The organism is Streptomyces sp. CNT360 (assembly GCF_000424785.1).
This window is the reverse complement of sequence record NZ_KE384243.1, coordinates 410,714-432,065: the sequence shown is the minus strand read 5'-3', so window position 1 is coordinate 432,065 and position 21,352 is coordinate 410,714. Positions and strand designations below refer to the sequence as shown.

The window sequence follows — 21,352 nt, the reverse complement described above, 5'->3', positions numbered from 1 at the left end:
CTTTGCCAACTTGCGGCGTGAGCTGGCCGGTTGATTCAACAGTCAAGTGAAGCCTCTGGTGGACGGGTTCACGACCAAGATTCCCTCGCCCGACCAGGCTTCGTGTGCGTGCCCACCCGTGCGGGCTGGGCGTATCCAGTCGTTCCCTGTCCTTCCTCGCCGCTCGCCTGCGCGACCACCGCCGTCGGATGGGAAGTCGCCGGCGCCGACTCCCGGTCGGCCGTCAAGCCCTGCTGGTGTCGGCGCATCTGCGGAACGGGACCACGTTCGCCCAGCTCGCAGCGGGTTTCAATGTCGGGACGAGAACGGTCTGCCGCTACATGAGCGAGGCCGTCGACCTGCTGGCCGCACTCGCACCGAGTCTCCACGAGCCGGCCAGGATGAGCAGGGAGCGGCGGTCGGCTTGCCAGCTCAGCAGCCAGGCGCGGCGAAGAGCGCCGGGGAGGCGGGCGGCGATGGCTCGGGGACAGCGTAGGCGCGGTCCTTGGAGCACTTCCACAGGTTCCGGCATTGACCCCGGAGGCTCTGGTCGACAGTGCGACGCCTCTGCGAAGTCCGGGCCCGCGCTCCCCTCTGCACAAGCTCTGCGCCCATGCGCTCCCCTCGCGCTCCCCTTGGACGGGGCGGCACGAACACGCGGGTCCGTATATCCCCGTACGCCACCCGGACATGAAAAAGCCCAGGTCACACAGCGTGTGACCTGGGCTTCAGACGAGCCGCCTAAGGGAATCGAACCCTTGACCTACGCATTACGAGTGCGTCGCTCTGGCCGACTGAGCTAAGGCGGCGGGTGCGTGCGACCAGTGTGGGGGCCGCTGCGGCGACAAGTCTACAGGGTTTGCGGGGGTGGTCAGGACGGGGGCCGGGGTCAGTGGCAGGTGGTGCCGTCCTTGGGGGCCTTGCCCTGGGTGAGGTAGGACGTGACGGCGGAGTCGACGCAGTCGCTGCCGCGGAGGTAGGCGGTGTGGCCGTCGCCCTTGTAGGTGACCAGGCGGGCGGAGGAGAGCTGACCGGCCAGTCCCTGGGCCCAGCGGTAGGGGGTGGCCGGGTCGCGGGTGGTGCCGACGACCACGATCGGGTCGGCGCCCTCGGCCGCGATGCGGTGCGGCTCGCCGGTGGGCTTCACCGGCCACTTCGTGCAGTTCAGCGCCGCCCAGGCGAAGTTGCGTCCGAAGACGGGGCTGGCCTTCTCGAAGGAGGGGACCGCCTTGCGGGCGGCGGCCGTGCCGGAGAAGGCCGGGGGTGCGTCGAGGCAGTTCACGGCCGGGTTGGCGTACATGGTGTTGCTGTACTTGCCGTCCGGGCCGCGCTCGTAGTAGTCGTCGGAGAGGGCCAGGAGGGGTGCTCCGTCGCCCTTCTCGCCGGCCGTCAGCGCCTCGCGCAGCTGCGGCCACGACCCCTCGTCGTACATGGCGCGGATCACGCCCGTGGTGGCCAGCGACTCGGTGAGCGGGCGGCGGGCGGAGTCGGTCTTGAGGGGCTTCTTGTCCACGCGTGCGAAGAAGTCGCCCAGCTTGTCGCTCGCCTCGGCGGTGCTGCCCGTGCCCAGGGGGCAGTCCGCGTGGCCGGCGCAGTCCCGGGCGAAGGCCTTGAACGCCGTCTCGAAGCCGGTGGTCTGTTCCCGGTTGACGCGGCGCGCGGACAGCGAGGGGTCCATGGCGCCGTCCAGCACCAGGCGGCCGGAGCGCTTGGGGAAGAGTCCCGCGTAGGTGGCGCCCAGGTAGGTGCCGTAGGAGGCGCCGACGTAGTTGAGCTTCCTGTCGCCGAGGACGCCGCGCAGGACGTCCATGTCGCGGGCCGTCTCGTCGGTGGAGACGTGGCCGAGCAGCTTGCCCGTGCGCTTCTTGCAGCCCTTGGCGAAGCGGTCGTAGGCGGCGGTGAGCGCGTCCGTCTCCTTCGAGGAGTCGGGGGTCTGGTCGACGCGCGTGTAGGAATCCATCTGCTTGTCGCTCAGACATTCGACGGATTCGCTGTGGCCGACGCCCCGCGGGTCCATGCCGACCAGCGAGAAGTGGTCGCGCACCTGCGGCGGGTACGCCAGCCCCGCCGCCTGCTGGACGTAGTCGACGGCCGAGCCGCCCGGGCCGCCCGGATTGACGTGCAGCGAACCGCCCTTCGGCTCGTGGCCGCCCCGCGCCTTCGTGCGCGTGACCGCCAGCCGCACGGTGTGCGCACCGTCCTTGGGGCCGTCACCCGGCTTGTCGTAGTCCAGCGGCACCCGCAGCGACGCGCACTCGAAGCCTTCCGTGCCGCAGCTCCGCCACGACAGCTTCTGTTCGTAGTACGGGCGAAGCTCCTTCGGAATCCGCTCCGGGAGCGGCTTGAGCGGCGGCGCGTCGGCGCCCGCGTGGGTGCCGCCGGCGGAGGAGCCGGAGCCGGGAGCATCCGAGCCGCCGTCGGAGGAGCAGCCGGACAGCACCAAGGCGCTCACCGCCAGGACGGCCGCGGCCACACGTCGGGCACCCCGCGGGTGACGGGCTCGGGGGCCGGGTGGCTGCTGACTCATCGGGCATCCCTCCGCTCGCGGCACGTCCAACGGAGCCTACCCATCCTCGCCACCGCCCGTCTTCCGGAGGCCACCCGTTGGCGCGTCATCCCACCTGCCGGAACACCTCCTGGCGCGCAGCCCCACCCGTCGAAAGGCCACTCCCCCGCTGCGACGCCCACCCGCCGAGGACCACCTTTGGTGCGACAGCCCTCCGCGGGAGACCGCCCCCTGGTACGTCACCCCGTGCCCGTGCGCGTGCCCGCGGCCGTGCGTGTGCCGGGCTCCGCCAGAAGGCCCCGATCGTAAGGATGCCGGGGCGTGCTCCGGGAAGACCCGAGCGGGGGGTCAGCCCGCGCGGAGGGCCATGGTCATGGCCTCGACCGCCAGCAGCGGCGCCACGTTGCGGTCCAGTGCCCGGCGGCAGTCCAGCACCGCCTCGATACGGCGCAGCGTCTGCTCGGGCCGCGAGGTGGAGGCGAGCCGGCCGACGGGCGCGGAGGCCTCGTCGTGCGCGAGGGCGACGGAGGAGCCCAACTGGTGGGCCAGCACGTCCCGGTAGAACGCCGTCAGGTCCGACAGCGCCAGATCGAGGGAGTCGCGCTGGGTACGGGTGGAGCGGCGCTTCTGCTTGTCCTCCAACTCCTTCATCGCACCCGCCGTGCCGCGCGGCAGCCGCTTGCCCTCCGCAGCGCCGAGCGCGGTCCGCAGTTCCTCGGTCTCCTTGGCGTCCAGCTCCTCCGCGACCTCCTTGGCGTCCTCCGCCGCGGCGTCGATGAGCTCCTGTGCAGCCCGCAGCGCGCCGCCCACGTCGTCGATCCGGGTAGGCAGCTTCAGTACCGCCTGCCGCCGGGCGCGGGCCCGCTCGTCCGTCGCCAGCCGCAGCGCCCGCTCGATGTGCCCCTGTGTGGCGCGGGCGGCGAACGCGGCCGTCTCCGGCTCGATGCCGTCCCGCCGCATCAGCAGGTCCGCGACCGCGTCCACCGGCGGTGTCCGCAGTGCCAGGTGGCGGCAGCGGGAGCGGATCGTCGGCAGCACGTCCTCCGTCGAAGGGGCGCACAGCAGCCACACCGTGCGCGGTGCCGGTTCCTCGACCGCCTTCAGCAGGACGTTGCCCGCGCCCTCCGTCAGCCGGTCGGCGTCCTCCAGAATGATGACCTGCCAGCGGCCGCCCGCCGGTGACATCTGCGCCTCGCGCACCAGCGCGCGGGTCTCCTTCACGCCGATGGACAACAGGTCCGTACGGACGACGGTGACGTCCGCGTGGGTGCCCACCATCGTCGTATGGCAGCCCTCGCAGAAGCCGCAGCCCGGGCTGCCTCCCAGCGCGCGGTCGGGGCTCACGCACTGCAGCGCCCCGGCGAACGCGCGGGCCGCCTGGGCGCGGCCCGCGCCAGGCGGGCCCGTGAAGAGCCAGGCATGCGTCATCGAGGAGCCCGACAGTCCGGCCGATCCGCCCGCTTCGGCTTCCGCCGTCACGTACGCGTCGGCGTCCCGTGCGGCAGCCATGAGCTGCCCCACTGCTCTGTCCTGCCCCACCAGGTCGTCCCACACCGCCATACGGACCATTGTCCCGGACGGGACCGACAGTCCGGACCGCCGGCCGTCCGGACCTGTGCGCCGCCGGCTCGGCGCGGGGCCGGGCCCCGCTCACCGGCGGCGCCGCTCACTCACCGGCGGCGGCGCCGGTTGTCCTTCTCCTCCTCCTGGTGCGGCCCCAGCAGCTTGTCCGCCAGGGTCGGTGCGTCGTCCATGGGGGTGTCCTCCGCCCAGGAGGGCCGAGGCCGGCCGTTCTCCGCGACCTGGGGGAGCTCCCGCGTCGCGTCCTCCTCCTGGCCGGACTGCCGACCGCCCGCCCTCTCGGCGTCCTCGGTGACGCGCGGGAGCACGGTGGTCTCGTCCTCGTCGCCCTGCGCCGAGACCTGCGGAAGCACCGTCGTCTCGTCCTCGCCGGGGGCCGCCGCTGCCAGGCGCGGCAACTGTGCGGTGTCCTCCGTGTCCCCGGGCGTGCTCCCGCCGTCGCCCTGTGCGGCACCCTCGGCGTCCTCCGGGTGCGCGACCTGGGGGATCTGCGCGGTGTCGGCCTCGGAGCCGTCCGGCGTGGGGGACTCGCGCGTGACCTCCGTATCGGCGTCCGCGTCCGCGCCAGCGGCCGGGGCGGCGTCCCTGTCGGCGTCCGCGCTCACGGCCGGACCGGCCGGTCCGGGTGCGGACGCGGTCCTCGCGCCGTCCTTCGCGCCACCCTCGTCGACGGTCTCGCCTGCGGCCTCGGCCTGGGACTGGGCCGTCGTGGCCGCCTCAGCCGCAGCTCGGGCCTCCGCCTGTGCCTCGGCCTCGGCCTGGGCTTCCGCCTCAGCGCGGGCCCGGGCGGCAGCCTCCGCCTCCGCGGCGCGGCGCGCCTCCTCGGCCCGCAGGAGGGCCTCCTCGGCCTTGCGCTGCCGCTCCAGGCGGCGTTCCTCCGCCTCGGCGCGCAGCCGCTTCTCCTCCTCGGCGCGCCGGCGGAGCCGCTCCTGCTCCTCCTCGTAGGCGCGCTTCTCGGCCTCACGGCGCCTGCGCTCCTCCTCGGCGACGCGGCGGGCCTCCTCGGCCTGCTTGCGGGCCTCCTCGGCGCGCCTGGCCTCCTCGCGCTGGCGTTCCAGTTCGGCTTCGCGGCGCTTGCGCTCCTCCTCCTCGCGGCGGAGCTTTTCGAGCTGCTCCTTGCGCTCGCGTTCCTTGCGCTCCTCCTCCGCCTTGCGGCGGGCCTCCTCCTCGGCCCGGCGCCGGGCCTCTTCCTCGGCGCGCTTGCGGGCCTCCTCCTGGGCCTTCTTCTCGGCCTCGGAGAGCGGCAGCACCTGGTCGAGGCGGTGCCGGATCACCGTGGTGACGGCCTCCGGCTCCTGCCCGGCGTCGACGACGAGGTAGCGGGCCGGGTCGGCGGCGGCGAGGGTGAGGAAGCCCGCGCGGACACGCTCGTGGAACTCGACCGGCTCGGACTCCAGGCGGTCGGGTGCCTCGGTGAACCGTTCGCGGGCCGCCTCGGGGGTGATGTCCAGCAGTGCGGTCAGGTGCGGTACCAGGCCGTCGGTGGCCCAGCGGGAGATGCGGGCGATCTCGGTCGGCGACAGGTCGCGGCCGGCGCCCTGGTAGGCGACGGAGGAGTCGATGTACCGGTCGGAGAGGACCACCGCGCCGCGCTCCAGCGCCGGGCGGACGACCGTGGCGATGTGCTCGGCACGGTCGGCGGCGTACAGCAGCGCCTCCGCGCGGTGCGAGAGCCCGGAGGAGGAGACGTCCAGCAGGATGGAGCGCAGTCGCTTGCCGACGGGGGTGGAGCCGGGCTCCTTGGTGACGACGACCTCGTGGCCCTTCGCCCTGATCCACTCCGCCAGCGCCTCGACCTGCGTGGACTTGCCTGCGCCGTCGCCGCCCTCCAGGACGAGGAAGAAGCCGGTCCCGGCCGGTGCCTGCCGCGGTTGCCTGCCGCCGAACGCCTCCGCCAGGTCCCGCCGCAGCGGTACGCCCTGCCGGTCGTCGGTGCGGCCCAGCAGGATCGCGGCGACGGGCAGCAGCAGCGCGCCGACGAGCATCAGCGTGAACGAGGCACCGCCGTGGTCGAAGACGAAGGCGCCGTCCTCGACCCGGTGCGGCCCGATGAGCGCGGCCACCACCGGCGCGATCACGGCGCACGCCCCCAGTGCCAGCCGCACGACGGCTTGCAGGTGCTCGGTGGTACGGGCCCGGCGGGAGTCCTCGGTCTCCTGGTCGAGCAGCGTGTGCAGGGTGTTGGCGGAGATGCCGCCGCCGAGCCCGGCGAGCAGCGCCAGGGCGATCACGGTGGCGGTGTCGGAGACCAGCCCGGCCGCAAGCAGGGCGATGCCGGTCAGCCCGGTGACGAGGGCGAGCAGCCGGCGCCGGGACAGCGTCGGCACGGTGTGCGGCGCCAGCCGGATGCCCGCGGCGGTGCCCCCGGTCAGCACCAGCACGAGCAGCCCGAAGGCGACGGGGCCGCCCCCCAGGTCGGCGGCGTGCAGCGGTGCCAGCGAGACGGCGGCGGCGACGGCGCCGCCGACGGCGGCACCCGCGAGGACCAGCAGCGGCACGGCGCCGGTGCGTCCCTTGTCGGGGCCGGTGCCCGTGGAGGGCCTGCGCAGTCCCTCCAGCGGCGAGCGGGGACGCGGCGTGCGGCTGTCGGGCAGTTCCAGGAAGTAGCCGACGGCGGCGGCCGCGGCGAACAGGCCCGCGGCCACGTAGGCGGCGAGGGCGGACTGGTGCGAGCCGAACCAGTCGATGCCGACGCCCAGCAGGTTGCTGATCAGGGTGACGACGACCAGCCCGGCGGCGGCGATCGGCAGGGCCACGAAGCCGGTGCGCAGCCACAGCCGGCGCAGCGCGTCGTGGTGGTCGGGCAGCGGTCGTACGGCCGCGCCCTCGGGCGGGGCGGCGGGCAGCAGGGCGGGGGCCGCGCTGTCGCGGGTCACGGTGGAGAGCCGCTCGGCGGTGCCGGTCACGAAGACGGTGATCAGCAGGACGGCGAAGGCGTTGCCGGGGGTCCAGTCGACCCACAGGGGGGCGACGACGAGCGCCAGCGCGCGCAGTGCGTCGGCGCCGAAGAGGGTCCAGCGCCGGTCGAGGGTCTTGCGGGGCCCCTGCTTCGGCGTGCTCCTGCCGGTGGCCGGGTGCGCGCCCGTGGTGGTGTCCGCGCCGTGCGACGGGTCCACGACCGTTGCCGGGTCCGCGTCCGGCTTCGGGTCCCCGGGGGCGCCCTTTCGCTTCGGGCCGCCGTCACCGGCGCGGGGCTTGCCGCCGGTCCCGCTGACCAACGCGGAGACGGGTCCCAGCAGGACGGCGCCGAACAGGAGGGTGGACAGCAGCCGCAGTCCGAGGACGACGGCGACCACGAACGCCATGCCGCGGTAGCCGCCGCCGAAGACGGGGTCACCGCCGAAGCCGCGTACGGCTGCCGCCTGCATCGCCAGCAACAGCAGCACCAGAAGGCTCAGCATGTCGCCGATCCCGCTGGTGAACTGTGCGGTCCACAGCCGCTTCAGCGGCGGGACACGCAGCAGCGCGGTCACGGCGCCCTCGCGGGATTCCGCAGCGAGGGAGTCGTCCGGAGCAGTCGGGGGCGAAGACTTCATCCCGCCAGCGTATAGGGAGGGAGCCGCCGACCGGAGGCGTCCCCGAACATCTGTGTGAGGTGTGCGGAAACGGCCGGGCCCCGGCAGGCGGCTCGCGGCCTATGCGTCCCCGGACTTCTTCGCGGCGGCGGCCTTTCCTGCTGCCGTCTTCTTCGTCGCCGTCTTCGCGGCGGACGACTTCGAAGCCGACGACTTGGCGGCGCTGGACTTGGCGGCCGACGACTTCGAGGAGGCCGCCTTCTTGGTGGCGGTCTTCTTGGCAGCCGTCTTGGCGGTGGTCTTCTTCGCGGCCGTCTTCTTCGCGGCCGTCTTCTTCGCCGCGGTCTTCTTCGCGGCCTTCTTGGCCGGGCCCTTCGCCCGCTTCTCCGCGAGCAGTTCGAAGCCCCGCTCCGCGGTGATCGTCTCGACGTCGTCGTCCCGGCGCAGCGTCGCGTTCGTCTCCCCGTCGGTCACGTACGGGCCGAAGCGGCCGTCCTTGACCACCACGGGACGCTCCGTCTGGGGGTCGTTCCCCAGCTCCTTGAGCGGCGGCTTGGCGGCCGCCCGGCCGCGCTGCTTGGGCTTGGAGTAGATCTCCAGCGCCTGGTCGAGGGTGATCGTGAAGATCTGCTCCTCGTTCTCCAGCGAGCGCGAGTCCGTCCCCTTCTTCATGTAAGGGCCGTACCGGCCGTTCTGGGCGGTGATCTCGTTGCCGGACTCGGGGTCGACGCCGACGACCCGGGGCAGCGACAGCAGCTTCAAAGCCTGCTCCAGCGTGACCGTGTCCAGCGACATCGAGCGGAACAGCGAGGCGGTGCGCGGCTTGACGGCGTTCTTGCCGGTCTTCGGCGTGCCCTCGGGCAGCACCTCGGTCACGTACGGCCCGTAGCGGCCGTCGCGGGCGACGATCGGCCGACCGGTCTCCGGATCGGTGCCGAGCTCGAAGTCGCCGCTCGGCTTGGCCAGCAGTTCCTTGGCGTAGTCGACGGTCAGCTCGTCCGGCGGCAGGTCGTCGGGCACGTCGGCACGGTGACCGGGCTCGCCCTCCTTCTCGCTGGGCCCCTCGACGTAGGGGCCGTACCGCCCGACCCGCAGGGTGATGCCCTCGCCCACGGGGAAGGAGGACACGCCCTTGGCGTCGATCGCGCCGAGGTCGGAGACGAGTTCCTTGAGGCCACCGAGGTGGTCGCCGTCACCGTTGCCGGCCGCGGCGGCGGCAGCCGCGTCACCCTCGCCCTCGCCCTCGCCGAAGTAGAAGCGCCGCAGCCACGGGATGGCCTCGGCGTTGCCGGCGGCGATGCGGTCGAGGTCGTCCTCCATCCGGGCGGTGAAGTCGTAGTCGACCAGCCGGCCGAAGTGCTTCTCCAGCAGTCCGACCACCGCGAAGCTCAGGAAGGACGGCACCAGCGCGGTGCCCTTCTTGAAGACGTAGCGCCGGTCCAGGATCGTGCTGATGATCGAGGCGTAGGTGGAGGGGCGGCCGATCTCGCGCTCTTCCAACTCCTTGACCAGCGTCGCCTCGGTGTAGCGGGCCGGCGGCTTGGTGGCGTGCCCGTCCACCGACATCTCCGCGGCGCGCAGCGGGTCGCCCTCGGCCACCTGCGGCAGCCGCCGCTCGCGGTCGTCCAGCTCCGCGTTGGGGTCGTCGGCGCCCTCGACATACGCCTTGAGGAAGCCGTGGAAGGTGATGATCTTGCCGGTGGCGCTGAACTCGGCGTCCCGGCCGTCGGCGGAGCGCCCGCCGACCTTCACCGTCACCGACTGGCCGACGGCGTCCTTCATCTGGGAGGCGACGGTCCGCTTCCAGATCAGCTCGTACAGCTTGAACTGGTCACCCGTCAGCCCCGTCTCGGCGGGCGTGCGGAAGCGGTCGCCGGAGGGGCGGATCGCCTCGTGCGCCTCCTGCGCGTTCTTGACCTTGCCGGCGTAGGTACGCGGCCTGTCCGGCAGGTAGTCGGCCCCGTAGAGCTGGGTGACCTGGTGACGGGCCGCGGCCACCGCCGTGTCGGAGAGCGTCGTGGAGTCCGTACGCATGTAGGTGATGAAGCCGTTCTCGTACAGCTTCTGCGCCACCTGCATGGTGGACTTCGCCCCGAAACCGAGCTTGCGGCTCGCCTCCTGCTGGAGGGTCGTCGTACGGAAGGGGGCGTACGGGGAGCGGCGGTAGGGCTTGGACTCGACCGAGCGCACGGAGAAGTCCGTGTCCTGCAGCGCGGTGGCCAGCGCCCGGGCGTTCGCCTCGTCCAGGTGGAGGACCGCCGACGGGTCCTTGAGCTGCCCGTCCGGGCCGAAGTCGCGCCCCTGGGCGACACGGCGGCCGTCCACCGTCGTCAGCCGGGCACCGAACGTGCCCGGGTCGCCCGCCCGGTCCGCCCCCGTCAAGGCATCCCCCGCCTGCCCCGTCGCGAACGTGCCGGTCAGGTCCCAGTACTCCGCGGAACGGAACGCCATGCGCTCCCGTTCCCGCTCGACCACCAGCCGGGTGGCCACGGACTGCACGCGGCCCGCCGACAGCCGCGGCATGACCTTCTTCCACAGCACCGGCGAGACCTCGTACCCGTAGAGCCGGTCGAGGATGCGGCGGGTCTCCTGGGCGTCGACCAGACGCTGGTTGAGGTCACGCGGATTGCGGACCGCGTTGCGGATGGCGTCCTCGGTGATCTCGTGGAAGACCATCCGCTTGACGGGGACCTTCGGCTTGAGCACCTGCTGGAGGTGCCAGGCGATGGCCTCGCCCTCGCGGTCCTCGTCGGTGGCGAGGAAGAGTTCGTCGGAGTCGGCCAGCAGCTCCTTGAGCTTCTTGACCTGGTCCTTCTTGTCGCTGTTGACGACGTAGAGGGGCTCGAAGTCGTGGTCGACATTGACACCGAGGCGGGCCCAGGGCTCACCCTTGTACTTCGCGGGGACCTCGGCCGCACCGTTGGGAAGGTCGCGGATGTGCCCGACGCTGGCCTCGACGACGTAACCGGGGCCGAGATAGCCCTTGATCGTCTTGGCCTTGGCAGGCGACTCGACGATCACGAGTCGGCGCCCGCCGTTTGCTGTCTCGTGGGTCGGGGACAACTTCTGCTCTTCTCTCCGGTCGGCAATCTGTATCGCATCGGTATCGCTGCGGAGTGTGACGGTACCTCCCGCCCCCATGTCAAACGGTAAAAGTCCGCAACGCCACTCGAACGGTAACCCGACAACCAGCCGTGGCGCCGCCCGGCAGCTCTGGCAACATGTCGGGGGCACATCACCAGGTACCGCTCGACCTCGGAGGTCTTGTGTCCGATCCGAACCAGCCCGGTTACGGCTATCCGCAGCAGCCGGGCCAGAACCCCTACAACCAACCGCCCGGCCAGCCCGGCTACGGCTACCCGCAGGGTCAGCCGATGGGCGCCCCGATGGGCGCCATGCCGGGCCAGTACACCGGCGACCCGAACGCGCCGTTCGGCTACGACCCGTACGGGCGCCCCTACTCCCAGAAGTCCAAGATCGTCGCGGGCGTGCTCCAGCTCTTCGTCGGCGGACTGGGCATCGGCCGCTTCTACACCGGCCACATAGGCATGGCCCTCGGCCAGCTGTTCACCTGCGGCGGTCTGGGCGTCTGGTCCCTGATCGACGGCATCATGCTGCTGGCCAGCGACGGGAAGACCGACAGCGACGGCCGCGTCCTGCGTGGCTGACGCTGCCGGAGCAGCTCACCGGGGGAGGGCTGCGCGAACGAGGGAAGGCACTGGCCATGGCGGAAACCAACGTCCCTGAAGCCGTGGGCCGACTCCGCGCCGCCCTCTCCCACCCGGCCGCCCCGCCACTGGCCACGGCGGCGGCGGGACTCGCCGGCGCCTGCTACCTGTGGGGCACCGACCCGCACCAACCAGGCGCCTGGCTGCCGCGCTGCCCCTTCAACTGGGCCACCGGGCTGCTCTGCCCGGCCTGCGGCGGCACACGCATGGTGTACGACCTCATGCACGGCGACGGTGCGGCGGCGCTGCACGACAACGCGGCGCTGCTGACGCTCGGTCTGCCCTTCGCCCTCTACCTGTCCGTCCGATGGCTCCACGAGGGGCTGCGCGGCCGCCGCTACCGCCCCCGCCTGGGGAAGCGGGGCTCGGTGGCGGTGCTGGCGGTCGCCGTCGCCTGGTCGGTGGCCCGCAACGTGCTGTAGCCGAGGCGCTGTCTCAGTCGAGCGCCGGGGTCAGGAACCCGCGCTCCACCAGCAGCCGCAGCGACTCCGGGGTACGCGCCCGCAGCTCTGCTGCGTCCTCTCCGAGAAGCTGCGCGATGGCCTCCAGGATGCGCTCCGCGTTCAGCGTTCCGTCGCACACGCCGGCGAACCCGGCGCCGACCGTGTCCACGGTCATCGCCCGCCGCATGCCCCTGTTCTGACGCAGCACCACGTACTCGGGGTCCTCCGCGCCCGGCGCGCCCACCTGCTCCTGCACGACCTCGTCCGCGAGGACGTACCGGTGCTGCAACAGCGCCGCGTCGGACGTACGGCGCAGGAAGTCCTGCCGCTCGAAGTGGGCGCGGATCACCTCGCCGAGCGGCTGTTCGACCGGGTGCGGCCACTCCTCGGCGAGCACCGACGGGCGCTCGGCGTCACTGCGCCGCAGCGTGATCCAGCCGAAACCGACCGCGTGGGTGCCGCGCGCCGCGAACTCCTCCAACCAGGCGTCGTAGTGCGCCGCGTACGCCTCCGGGTCGCCCCGGTGGTCGCCGGCGTCGCGCAGCCACAGCTCCGCGTACTGGGTCACGTCCTGCACCTCGCGCTGCACGATCCACGCGTCGCACCCCGCAGGCACCCAGGCCGCCACCCGGTCCCGCCAGTCCTCGTCCTGCCGGTGCTCCCAGTTGGCCAGCAGTTGGCAGTACCCGCCCGGGGCCAGCCGGCCGGCCGCCTGCTGGACGAGGGCCCGGCACAGCCCGTCCCCCGCCATGCCCGCGTCCCGGTACGTGAGGCGGGCACCCGGCGAGATGACGAACGGCGGGTTGGAGACGATCAGGTCGAACGGCTCCGCGTCCGCCACCGGCTCGAACAGCGAGCCCTCGCGGACCTCGGGCTCGGCGGCGCCCGACAGCGCCAGCGTCAGCCGTGCGAAGCGCAGGGCGCGCGGGTTGAGGTCGGTGGCGGTCACGTGCGTGGCGAACCGTGCCGCGTGCAGCGCCTGGATGCCCGAGCCGGTACCCAGGTCGAGCGCCCGGCCCACGGGGGCGGTCACCATGATCCCGGCGAGCGTGGTCGAGGCGCCGCCGACACCGAGGACGACGTCCTGACGGGGTGCGCCGGGGTCCGCGTCCGCCGTGCCGGCCTCCGACGGGGCACCCGCACCGCCCGTACCGCCGACAGCCCGGCCCAGATCGCTGACGATCCACCAGTCCTCGCCACCGGGGCCGCTGTAGGGCCGTACGTCGACGGTGGCGCGGACCGCCTCGCCGTGGCCCGCCCGGGATCCGGGAGCCGGTTGCCGGACGGGTTCCGCATGCGCCTCGGGAGCCGCCTGCGGTCCCGCTCCTGCGTCGCCCGCCGGCGCCGCCGCCCGCCCCGGTACCCGCTCCAGCCAGCCGTCGGCCAGCGCCGCGTCCAGCGGCAGCGCCGAGGCGGCGTGCGCGGCCGGAACGGGCCGCTGGAGGAGGAAGAGTCGAACGAGTGTCTCCAGAGGGCTCTCGCCCCGGGTGGCCCGCAGGGCGGGCACGGTCTCGCCACGGGCGAGGGCCGCGTAGGCGGGCGCGCCGAGCAGGTCGAGCAACCCGTCGGCGGTGAAGCCCGCCTGTGCCAGGGACTCCCGCAGTCGTGCGAGGCCGGCGGACGTGGGCTCGGGCAGTGCGTCAGTACTCACCCGCGCCATTCTCCTTCGTCCCGGCGCCCGCACGTGGACGGGGCCTTCCGGCCCCGCTGCCCGACACCCGGTCGCCACCCGCCCCCGGCCGGACCCGTACCGGGCCCGGCGCGGGAACGGGCGTGCGGGTCACTTGCCGTTGACGCCGGACCTCTTGCAGCCCTCCTGCTCGGCCATGGCCTTGCCCACGTCACCGGTGCCCAGGTCGCGGATCGCCTCGTCACCGCGCTGGCCCAGCGTCTTGAGCTTGGCCGCCATGCTGTCGAGGCCCTCGTCGAACTTGTCGCCGGTGGGCAGCTTGTCGGCGGAGGTCTTGAGGTCGTTGTACTCGCCGGAGATGTCGGTGAGCTCCTTGAGTACCTTCTTCTGCGTCTTCTCGCCGTTGTCGACGGGCGGCGGACCGGCCTTCTTCACCGCTCGCGCCATCGCCTTGTAGGCGTCGGAGACCTTCTTGAAGCCGGCCGAGTCGGCCTTCTTGACCTCCTCGGGAGGCTTGCTCGCCTGGGAGGCCTCAGCGATGGCGGCGTTGGCCTGGTCGACCTTCGCGAGCTGGGGCTGGAGATCACCGCAGACATTCTTGGCCCACTCGTCCGTCTTGCCGCTGTCGTCACTGCAGGCGGTCAGAGCGAGTACGAGTACGGCGCCGCCGGACAGCGCCGCCGTGAGCTTCTTGTTCACCGGATCGGTCCCTTCATGGCTGTTCGGCCCGGAACATACACGCCACCGAGGGAGTGGCGGCGAGCCGGAAGAACCCTATGTCTACTATTGCAGCCGTTTGCACCAACGCCGGACTCCGACATCGCGGCCACCGGCGACGGCCACCGGCACGTCGGCACAGGCACCGGCCGCCCCCGGCCCGGTGCCGCGCGGCACCGTGCGGCACCGCAGGGCGCTCGGCGCCCTCTTTCTGAGACAAAACACACACGGGCGGGCGGGACGCCAACGCGTCCCGCCCGCCCGCTCGTTGACCGTGCCGCGCCGCGCCGTCACCGGGCGGCGCCGCACCGCTACGAGGCGGCCACCGGGCCCACCGGGTCCGAGGGCTTCACCGCCGGCTCGGTGTCGTCCTCCTCGCCCACCGCGATGCCGCGGCGCTTGGAGAGGTAGACGGTACCGACGACGACCGCCGCCGCGATCACCGCGACCAGCACGCGGGCGCCCACGCTCTGGTGCTCCCCGTAGCTGAACCTGACCACGGCGGGCGCGATCAGCAGCGCCACCAGGTTCATGACCTTCAGCAGCGGGTTGATGGCCGGGCCCGCGGTGTCCTTGAAGGGGTCGCCGACCGTGTCACCGATGACGGTGGCCTCGTGCGCCTCGCTGCCCTTGCCGCCGTGGTGCCCGTCCTCGACCAGCTTCTTCGCGTTGTCCCACGCGCCGCCGGAGTTCGCGAGGAAGACGGCCATGAGCGTGCCGGCTCCGATGGCCCCCGCCAGGAACGCGGCCAGGGCACCGACGCCGAAGGTGAAGCCGACCAGGATGGGGGACATCACCGCCAGCAGGCCCGGCGTCGTCAGCTCACGCAGCGCGTCCTTGGTGCAGATGTCCACCACACGGCCGTACTCGGGCGTCTGCGAGTAGTCCATGATGCCGGGCTTCTCGCGGAACTGGCGCCGCACCTCGAAGACCACCGAACCGGCCGACCGGGAGACGGCGTTGATGGCGAGCCCGGAGAAGAGGAAGACCACCGCGGCACCGAACATCAGCCCGACCAGCGTGCTGGGCTGCGCGATGTCCACCAGCTCCAGCATCTTGCCCGCACTCTGGTCCGCCTCGGCCAGCGCCTTGCCCAGCTCGGTGCGGTACGAGCCGAACAGCGCGGCCGCCGCGAGCACCGCCGTGGCGATGGCGATGCCCTTGGTGATCGCCTTGGTGGTGTTGCCCACCGCGTCCAGGTCGGTGAGCACCTGCGCTCCGGCGCCCTCCACGTCACCGGACATCTCCGCGATGCCCTGCGCGTTGTCGGAGACCGGCCCGAAGGTGTCCATGGCCACGATCACGCCGACGGTGGTCAGCAGCCCGGTGCCGGCCAGCGCCACCGCGAACAGCGCCAGCATCACCGTGCCGCCGCCCAGCAGGAAGGCGCCGTAGACGCTCAGACCGATCAGCAGAGCCGTGTAGACGGCCGACTCCAGCCCGATCGAGATGCCCGAGAGCACCACCGTGGCCGGGCCGGTCAGCGAGGTCCTGCCGATGTCCCGCACCGGCTTGCGGGTCGTCTCGGTGAAGTACCCCGTCAACTGCTGGATGAGAGCGGCCAGCACGATGCCGATCGCCACGGCGACGATGGCCAGCACCCGCGGGTCACCGCTGTGACCCAGGATCTCCGCGGCGTCGTCACCGGAGACGCCCTTGAGGTCCGCGTAGCTGGAGGGCAGGTAGGTGAACGCAGCGATCGCCACCAGCACCAGCGAGATCACCGCGGAGACGAAGAAGCCGCGGTTGATCGCCGTCATCCCGCTCCGGTCGGCCCGGCGCGGCGCCACGGCGAACACGCCGACCATGGCCGTGAGCACCCCGATGGCGGGCACCAGCAGCGGGAAGACCAGCCCGTCGTTGCCGAACACGGCGGTGCCCAGGATCAGCGCGGCCACCAGGGTCACCGCGTACGACTCGAACAGGTCGGCCGCCATACCGGCGCAGTCGCCCACGTTGTCACCGACGTTGTCGGCGATGGTGGCGGCGTTGCGCGGGTCGTCCTCGGGGATGCCCTGCTCGACCTTGCCGACGAGGTCGGCACCGACGTCCGCCGCCTTGGTGAAGATGCCGCCGCCGACACGCATGAACATCGCGATCAGCGCGGCGCCGAGCCCGAAGCCCTCCAGCACCTTGGGCGCGTCGGCCGCGTAGACGAGCACCACGCAGGCCGCACCCAGCAGGCCGAGGCCGACGGTGAACATGCCGACGACACCGCCGGTACGGAAAGCGATCTTCATGGCCTTGTGGGAAACGGCGGTGAGGTCGGCCGGACGCTGGTCCGGTTCGCTCCGCTCCGCTCCGCCGGGGGCCGGGACCGTGGACGTCCCGCCCGCCGTCGCTGCCGCCGCGGGGGTCGCCTCTCGTGCCGCAGCAGCCACACGCACATTGCTGCGCACCGCGAGCCACATGCCGATATAGCCGGTCGCCGCCGAGAAAGCCGCACCGACCAGGAAGAACAACGAACGGCCGATCCGCTGTTTCATGTCATCGGCCGGCAGGAGCATGAGCAGGAAGAAGACGACCACCGCGAAAACCCCGAGGGTACGGAGCTGCCGCGCCAGATAGGCGTTGGCCCCCTCCTGCACGGCAGAGGCGATCTTCTTCATATTGTCGGTGCCCTCGCCCGCGGCGAGCACTTGTCGTACCAGCACCAGCGCGACACCGAGCGCCGCGAGCGCGACTACTGCGATCACGATCGCTAGTCCCCGGTTGCCACTGGTCAGTTCCGCGGCGTCAGCGAGGTGCTGGGGGTGGTGAAGTGGGCTGAGTTGCCCCGCCATTCGTCCTCCTTGACGTTTGGCACATGGGCGCGCGCAAGCACGCTCAGGCGTCCTGCTGCAAAGATGTGGACGGATTGTAGGGAGCGCCACTAGATCAAAACAGAGCGCAGCAGCGAGAATTCGCTGGGAACGGCGAAGATCAGCCGCACACGAGCCCGGCAATTCGCTCGCACGAGGGAATGTGCAAATTCAACTGACCACGGAAAAACGATCTGCCGAGTGACCGGAAAAAGCAGCTCCACCTCGTTTAGACGCTGGTCAGTACCGGTCACAATCGCCGGGAGTCGGTCCGATGATCAGCGCGGGGAAGGGCGCGAAAAAGATCTCCGGAAGATCAAAAAGCCCGCCGTGAGGACGGCGGGCACATGACGTTGCGAGGTGGGTGAGGTTGGGTGAGATCGTGGAGGTTCAGGGGAGGACGGGTTCGGTGGTGGGCCAGCTCATGCGGATCACCCCGCCGTTCTCGTCCGTCGTCACCTCGACGTCGTCCACGAGCCCGCTGATCACCGCCAGGCCCATCTCGCCGTCCCCCTCGTCCTCCTCGGCCACGGGCTCGGGGATCTCGTCCCGCGCCCCGGGCATCAGCGCCCCTTCGGCCTCCACGAGCCCGCCACCGCCCGGGCCGCCGGTCTGACCCGCGCCGGCGCCTGCCCCGTTGGCGGAGGGGCCGCCGTCGGCGGAAGCCCCGCCTGCGGACGGAGCGGCGGCGGAAGCACCCAGCGTGCCGCCGGGCAACGAGAAACGGCGGTGCGGCGCGTCGTCGCCCACCTCGATGGAGAACTTCTTCTCGTCCTCGATCAGGGAGACCCGCACGGGGGTGTTGAGGCCGTGGCTCATGTGCAGGCCGACAGCCCGCGTGCACGCCTCACCGACGGCCAGCCGCACCTCGTCGAGCACCGCCTCGTCGACGCCTGCCCGCCGCGCCACGGCCGCGGCCACCAGCCGGGCCGTACGCACGTGCTCCGGCAGCGCGCTGAAGAGCAGCTCCACGGTGGCCATGCCATCCCCCTCGGTCTTCCTGAGTGTCTGCGGGGCCCGGCCGAGGCGCTGAGGCTCCGAGGCCGTGAGGCCCGGGAAGCCGCGCCCCGGCGACCGCCTACCGGTCAAGCGGGAGGCTGCCGGACCGCCCCCGGGTGGGGACGGTCCGGCAGCCCGGGCGCGTCAGTCAGTGGCCGCTACGGCCTCGTCGACCGAGGAGTGGATCGGGAAGACCTTGGTCAGGCCCGTGATCCGGAAGATCTTGAGAATGCGCTCCTGGTTGCAGACCAGGCGCAGCGAGCCTTCATGCGCTCGCACCCGCTTGAGCCCTCCCACCAGCACGCCGAGCCCGGTGGAGTCGAGAAAGTCGACGCCCTCCATGTCCACGACGAGGTGGTAGCTGCCGTCGTTCACGAGCTCGACCAGCTGCTCGCGCAGCTTGGGCGCGGTGTATACATCAATCTCGCCACCGACCTCGACGATCGTGCGATCGCCGACAGTACGGGTCGACAGGGACAGGTCCACGGATCCTCCAGCACCTTGCTATCGAGCGGTCAGCCCCCTCGGTTCTCCCTCCCCCTGCCCTGACGGAGGGAGGTACCCCCAAAGGCAGGGGACGGATCGGCAGCCGCAGAGGCATTCAATCACTTACCAGCAGGCGAGGACGACGCCTTGCGGCCATTGTCCGCCTCGCCAGTGACACACTCGGTACCGATGGCCAACGAACAGCACACCCGGTCCGCGAGCGTACGCCCGCGAGCCGAGCCCGACCGCTCGGCTCCCCACGGCGACCCTCGCGATGTGCTGGCCCGTCTCACCAGGGGGACCGACCGCGCCGGGCGCGTCACCCATACGGAGCACTTGCCCCCGCGAAACGGTCGCCATGCCACCTGGCCCGACCTGATCCGGCCAGAAGTGATCGAGGCCGTACGCAGAGCAGGCATCGAGCGCCCCTGGGAGCACCAGGCCCGCGCCGCCGGGCACGCCCTCGACGGCGAATCCGTGATCATTTCCACAGGCACCGCCTCCGGCAAGTCCCTCGCCTACCTCGTCCCCGTGCTCAGCACCCTGCTGGACGGCGCCGAGGCCCCCAACGGGCGCGGCGCCACCGCGCTGTACCTGTCCCCCACCAAGGCTCTCGCCGCCGACCAGCGCCGCGCCGTCGCCGACCTGGCCGCCCCGCTGGGCACCGCCGTACGGCCCGCCGTCTTCGACGGGGACACGCCCGTCGAGGAGCGCGAATGGGTGCGGCAGTACGCCAACTACGTGCTCACCAATCCGGACATGCTGCACCGCGGCCTGCTGCCCGGCCACCCCCGCTGGTCCTCCTTCCTGCGCGCCCTGCGCTACGTCGTCATCGACGAGTGCCACACCTACCGCGGCGTCTTCGGCTCCCACGTCGCCCAGGTACTGCGCCGGCTGCGCCGGGTGTGTGCCCGCTACGGCGCCGAGCCGGTCTTCGTGCTCGCCTCCGCCACCGCCGCCTCACCCGGTGAGGGCGCGGCCCGGCTCACCGGCGTACGGCCCGTCGAGATCGCCGAGGACACCTCGCCGCGGGGCGAGACCGTCTTCGCCCTGTGGGAACCGCCACTGACCGAGTACGAGGGCGAGCGCGGCGCCCCCGTCCGCCGTACCGCCACCGCCGAGGCCGCCGAACTGCTGACCGACCTCGCGATCGAAGGCGTGCGCACCGTCGCCTTCGTACGGTCCCGACGGGGTGCCGAGCTGATCTCCCTCATCGCCCAGGACCGCCTCGCGGCCGTCCCCGCGCCGCGCGGGCCGGTCCGCGACGCCGCGCCGGGCTCTCCTGGCGGGTCCGTTCCGCCGGGGGAGGAGCCCGTCACGACCGGGAGCGGCCCGCCGCACCCGTGGCCCGCGGGCGGGGGAACGGCGACGCCGACGGGCCGCCGGAGCGCCGACGCGCCCCCGGCCCCTCCAGCGGAGGGCCACGGTCCTGGGGCGGCGCCGGTGCCGGTGCCGGGGGCGGACGCCTCCCCGGGAGGGACCGCGGTCCCCCATCCGACAAGCGACGGTCCCGTACCGGGAGTGGGCCGGCGCGGCGGTCTGTCGTCGCGCATCGCGGCCTACCGCGGTGGCTACCTCCCCGAGGAACGGCGCGCCCTGGAGCGGGCCCTGCACACCGGCGAGCTGCTCGGCCTGGCCGCCACCAACGCCCTCGAACTCGGCATCGACATCTCCGGCCTCGACGCCGTCCTCATCACGGGCTATCCCGGCACCCGGGCCTCCCTCTGGCAGCAGGCAGGCCGCGCGGGCCGCGCCGGTCAGGGTGCGCTGGCCATCATGATCGCCCGGGACGAACCGCTGGACACCTATCTCGTCCACCACCCCGAATCCATCTTCGCCACCCCGGTCGAGTCCACGGTCCTGGACCCGCACAACCCCTACGTCCTGGCGCCCCACCTGTGCGCAGCCGCAGCCGAGATCCCTCTCACCGAGGCCGACTTCGCCCTCTTCGGCCCCGAGACCGAACAGCTCCTGCACAAGCTGGAACAGCGTAAGCTGCTCCGCCGCCGCAGCTCCGGCTGGCACTGGACCCGCAAGGAGCGTGCAGCCGACCTCACCGACATCCGCGGCAGCGGCGGCGAGCCCGTCCAGGTCGTGGAGGAGGGCACCGGCCGGCTGCTGGGCACCGTGGACGCCGCGGCCGCGCACACCACCGTCCACGAGGGCGCGGTTCACCTGCACCAGGGCCGCACCTACGTGGTGCGGCGGTTCAACGTGGAGGACTCCGCCGCACTCGTCGAGGAAGCCAGCCCGCCGTGGACGACCATGGCCCGCGACACCACCTCCCTGACCGTCCTGGAGACCGAGTCGGAGGTCCCCTGGGGGGACGCCCGTCTGTGCTTCGGCTCCGTGGAGGTCACCAACCAGGTCGTCTCCTATCTGCGCCGCCGCATGATCACCGGTGAGGTGCTGGGCGAGACCAAGCTGGACCTCCCGCCCCGCACACTGCGCACCCGCGCCGTGTGGTGGACGGTCACCGAGGACCAGCTCGACGCCGCCCGCATCACCCCGGAGATCCTCGCGGGCTCGCTGCACGCTGCGGAGCACGCCGCCATCGGCATCCTGCCGCTGTTCGCGACCTGCGACCGCTGGGACATCGGCGGTGTCTCCATCGCCCTGCATCCCGACACCCTCCTTCCCACCGTCTTCGTCTACGACGGCCAGCCCGGCGGAGCGGGCTTCGCCGAACGGGCCTTCCACACCGCCCGGTCCTGGCTGACCGCCACCCGGGACGCGATCGCCGCCTGCGAGTGCGAGGCGGGCTGCCCCTCCTGCATCCAGTCGCCCAAGTGCGGCAACGCCAACGACCCCCTCCACAAACGCGGCGCCGTACGGCTCCTCACGGAGCTCCTGCGCACGGCGGCCTGAAAGCTGGCGAACTCCCCGTGCTGGGCCGCTCTTCGAAGCGTCCCCGGACGACCGGCCGCCCTCGGTGCGGCGGCCAGGTGTGGTGCCCGGCCCGGCAGC

Annotated in this window: 12 protein-coding genes, 1 tRNA gene and 1 pseudogene; 4 read left to right on the top strand and 10 right to left on the bottom strand. The window is 72.4% G+C overall.

The genetic code is table 11. The features are described 5' to 3' along the window. Nucleotides 1-125: 125 nt before the first annotated feature. Nucleotides 126-380, top strand: a pseudogene (locus H297_RS42160) (helix-turn-helix domain-containing protein); the annotation flags it as partial. A 334-nt stretch (nucleotides 381-714) separates the two neighbouring features. Here the strand turns inward: H297_RS42160 and H297_RS0127700 are convergent. From H297_RS0127700 to topA, 5 genes are all read right to left on the bottom strand, one after another. Continuing rightward, nucleotides 715-788 (bottom strand) — tRNA-Thr (locus tag H297_RS0127700). Between the two features lie 80 nt (nucleotides 789-868). Continuing rightward, nucleotides 869-2,506 carry an alpha/beta hydrolase gene (locus tag H297_RS0127695; protein ID WP_037795542.1) on the bottom strand — a complete coding sequence of 546 codons (1,638 nt, stop codon included), beginning with the start codon at nucleotides 2,504-2,506 and terminating at the stop codon, nucleotides 869-871. Nucleotides 2,507-2,833: 327 nt separating this feature from the next. Beyond that, a complete protein-coding gene (locus H297_RS0127690; protein ID WP_027739700.1) occupies nucleotides 2,834-4,045 on the bottom strand; it encodes a DNA polymerase III subunit delta' in 1,212 nt (403 codons plus the stop codon). A gap of 110 nt (nucleotides 4,046-4,155) precedes the next feature. Then, entirely contained in the window at nucleotides 4,156-7,602 is a 3,447-nt protein-coding gene (tmk, locus tag H297_RS0127685; RefSeq protein WP_027739699.1) for a dTMP kinase, read from the bottom strand. 99 nt (nucleotides 7,603-7,701) lie between these two features. Further along, nucleotides 7,702-10,644: a type I DNA topoisomerase gene (gene topA, locus H297_RS0127680; protein WP_027739698.1), complete on the bottom strand. Its 2,943-nt coding sequence runs from the start codon at nucleotides 10,642-10,644 to the stop codon at nucleotides 7,702-7,704. A 203-nt stretch (nucleotides 10,645-10,847) separates the two neighbouring features. On the opposite strand from topA, the gene H297_RS0127675 reads away from it, so the two are divergent. Together H297_RS0127675 and H297_RS0127670 are read left to right on the top strand one after the other, a co-directional pair. After that, entirely contained in the window at nucleotides 10,848-11,249 is a 402-nt protein-coding gene (locus H297_RS0127675; RefSeq protein WP_027739697.1) for an NINE protein, read from the top strand. A gap of 56 nt (nucleotides 11,250-11,305) precedes the next feature. After that, entirely contained in the window at nucleotides 11,306-11,731 is a 426-nt protein-coding gene (locus tag H297_RS0127670; protein ID WP_051352222.1) for a DUF2752 domain-containing protein, read from the top strand. Nucleotides 11,732-11,744: 13 nt separating this feature from the next. Here H297_RS0127670 and H297_RS0127665 read toward each other — a convergent pair whose 3' ends face one another. From H297_RS0127665 to bldG, 5 genes are all read right to left on the bottom strand, one after another. Beyond that, nucleotides 11,745-13,412: a DUF7059 domain-containing protein gene (locus H297_RS0127665; RefSeq protein WP_106959709.1), complete on the bottom strand. Its 1,668-nt coding sequence runs from the start codon at nucleotides 13,410-13,412 to the stop codon at nucleotides 11,745-11,747. Nucleotides 13,413-13,532: 120 nt separating this feature from the next. Then, a complete protein-coding gene (locus tag H297_RS0127660) occupies nucleotides 13,533-14,081 on the bottom strand; it encodes a hypothetical protein (RefSeq protein ID WP_027739694.1) in 549 nt (182 codons plus the stop codon). A 329-nt stretch (nucleotides 14,082-14,410) separates the two neighbouring features. Further along, entirely contained in the window at nucleotides 14,411-16,882 is a 2,472-nt protein-coding gene (locus H297_RS0127655; protein ID WP_027739693.1) for a sodium-translocating pyrophosphatase, read from the bottom strand. A gap of 408 nt (nucleotides 16,883-17,290) precedes the next feature. Next, complete coding sequence (locus H297_RS0127650; RefSeq protein ID WP_027739692.1) at nucleotides 17,291-17,881, bottom strand: ATP-binding protein; 591 nt, start codon at nucleotides 17,879-17,881, stop codon at nucleotides 17,291-17,293. 162 nt (nucleotides 17,882-18,043) lie between these two features. Continuing rightward, nucleotides 18,044-18,385 (bottom strand): anti-sigma factor antagonist BldG, encoded by a 342-nt coding sequence (bldG, locus tag H297_RS0127645; protein WP_016473000.1) that lies wholly within the window; start codon nucleotides 18,383-18,385, stop codon nucleotides 18,044-18,046. Between the two features lie 189 nt (nucleotides 18,386-18,574). Between bldG and H297_RS0127640 the strand changes: the two genes are divergently transcribed. Continuing rightward, nucleotides 18,575-21,253: a DEAD/DEAH box helicase gene (locus H297_RS0127640; protein ID WP_486589689.1), complete on the top strand. Its 2,679-nt coding sequence runs from the start codon at nucleotides 18,575-18,577 to the stop codon at nucleotides 21,251-21,253. Nucleotides 21,254-21,352 lie beyond the last annotated feature (99 nt).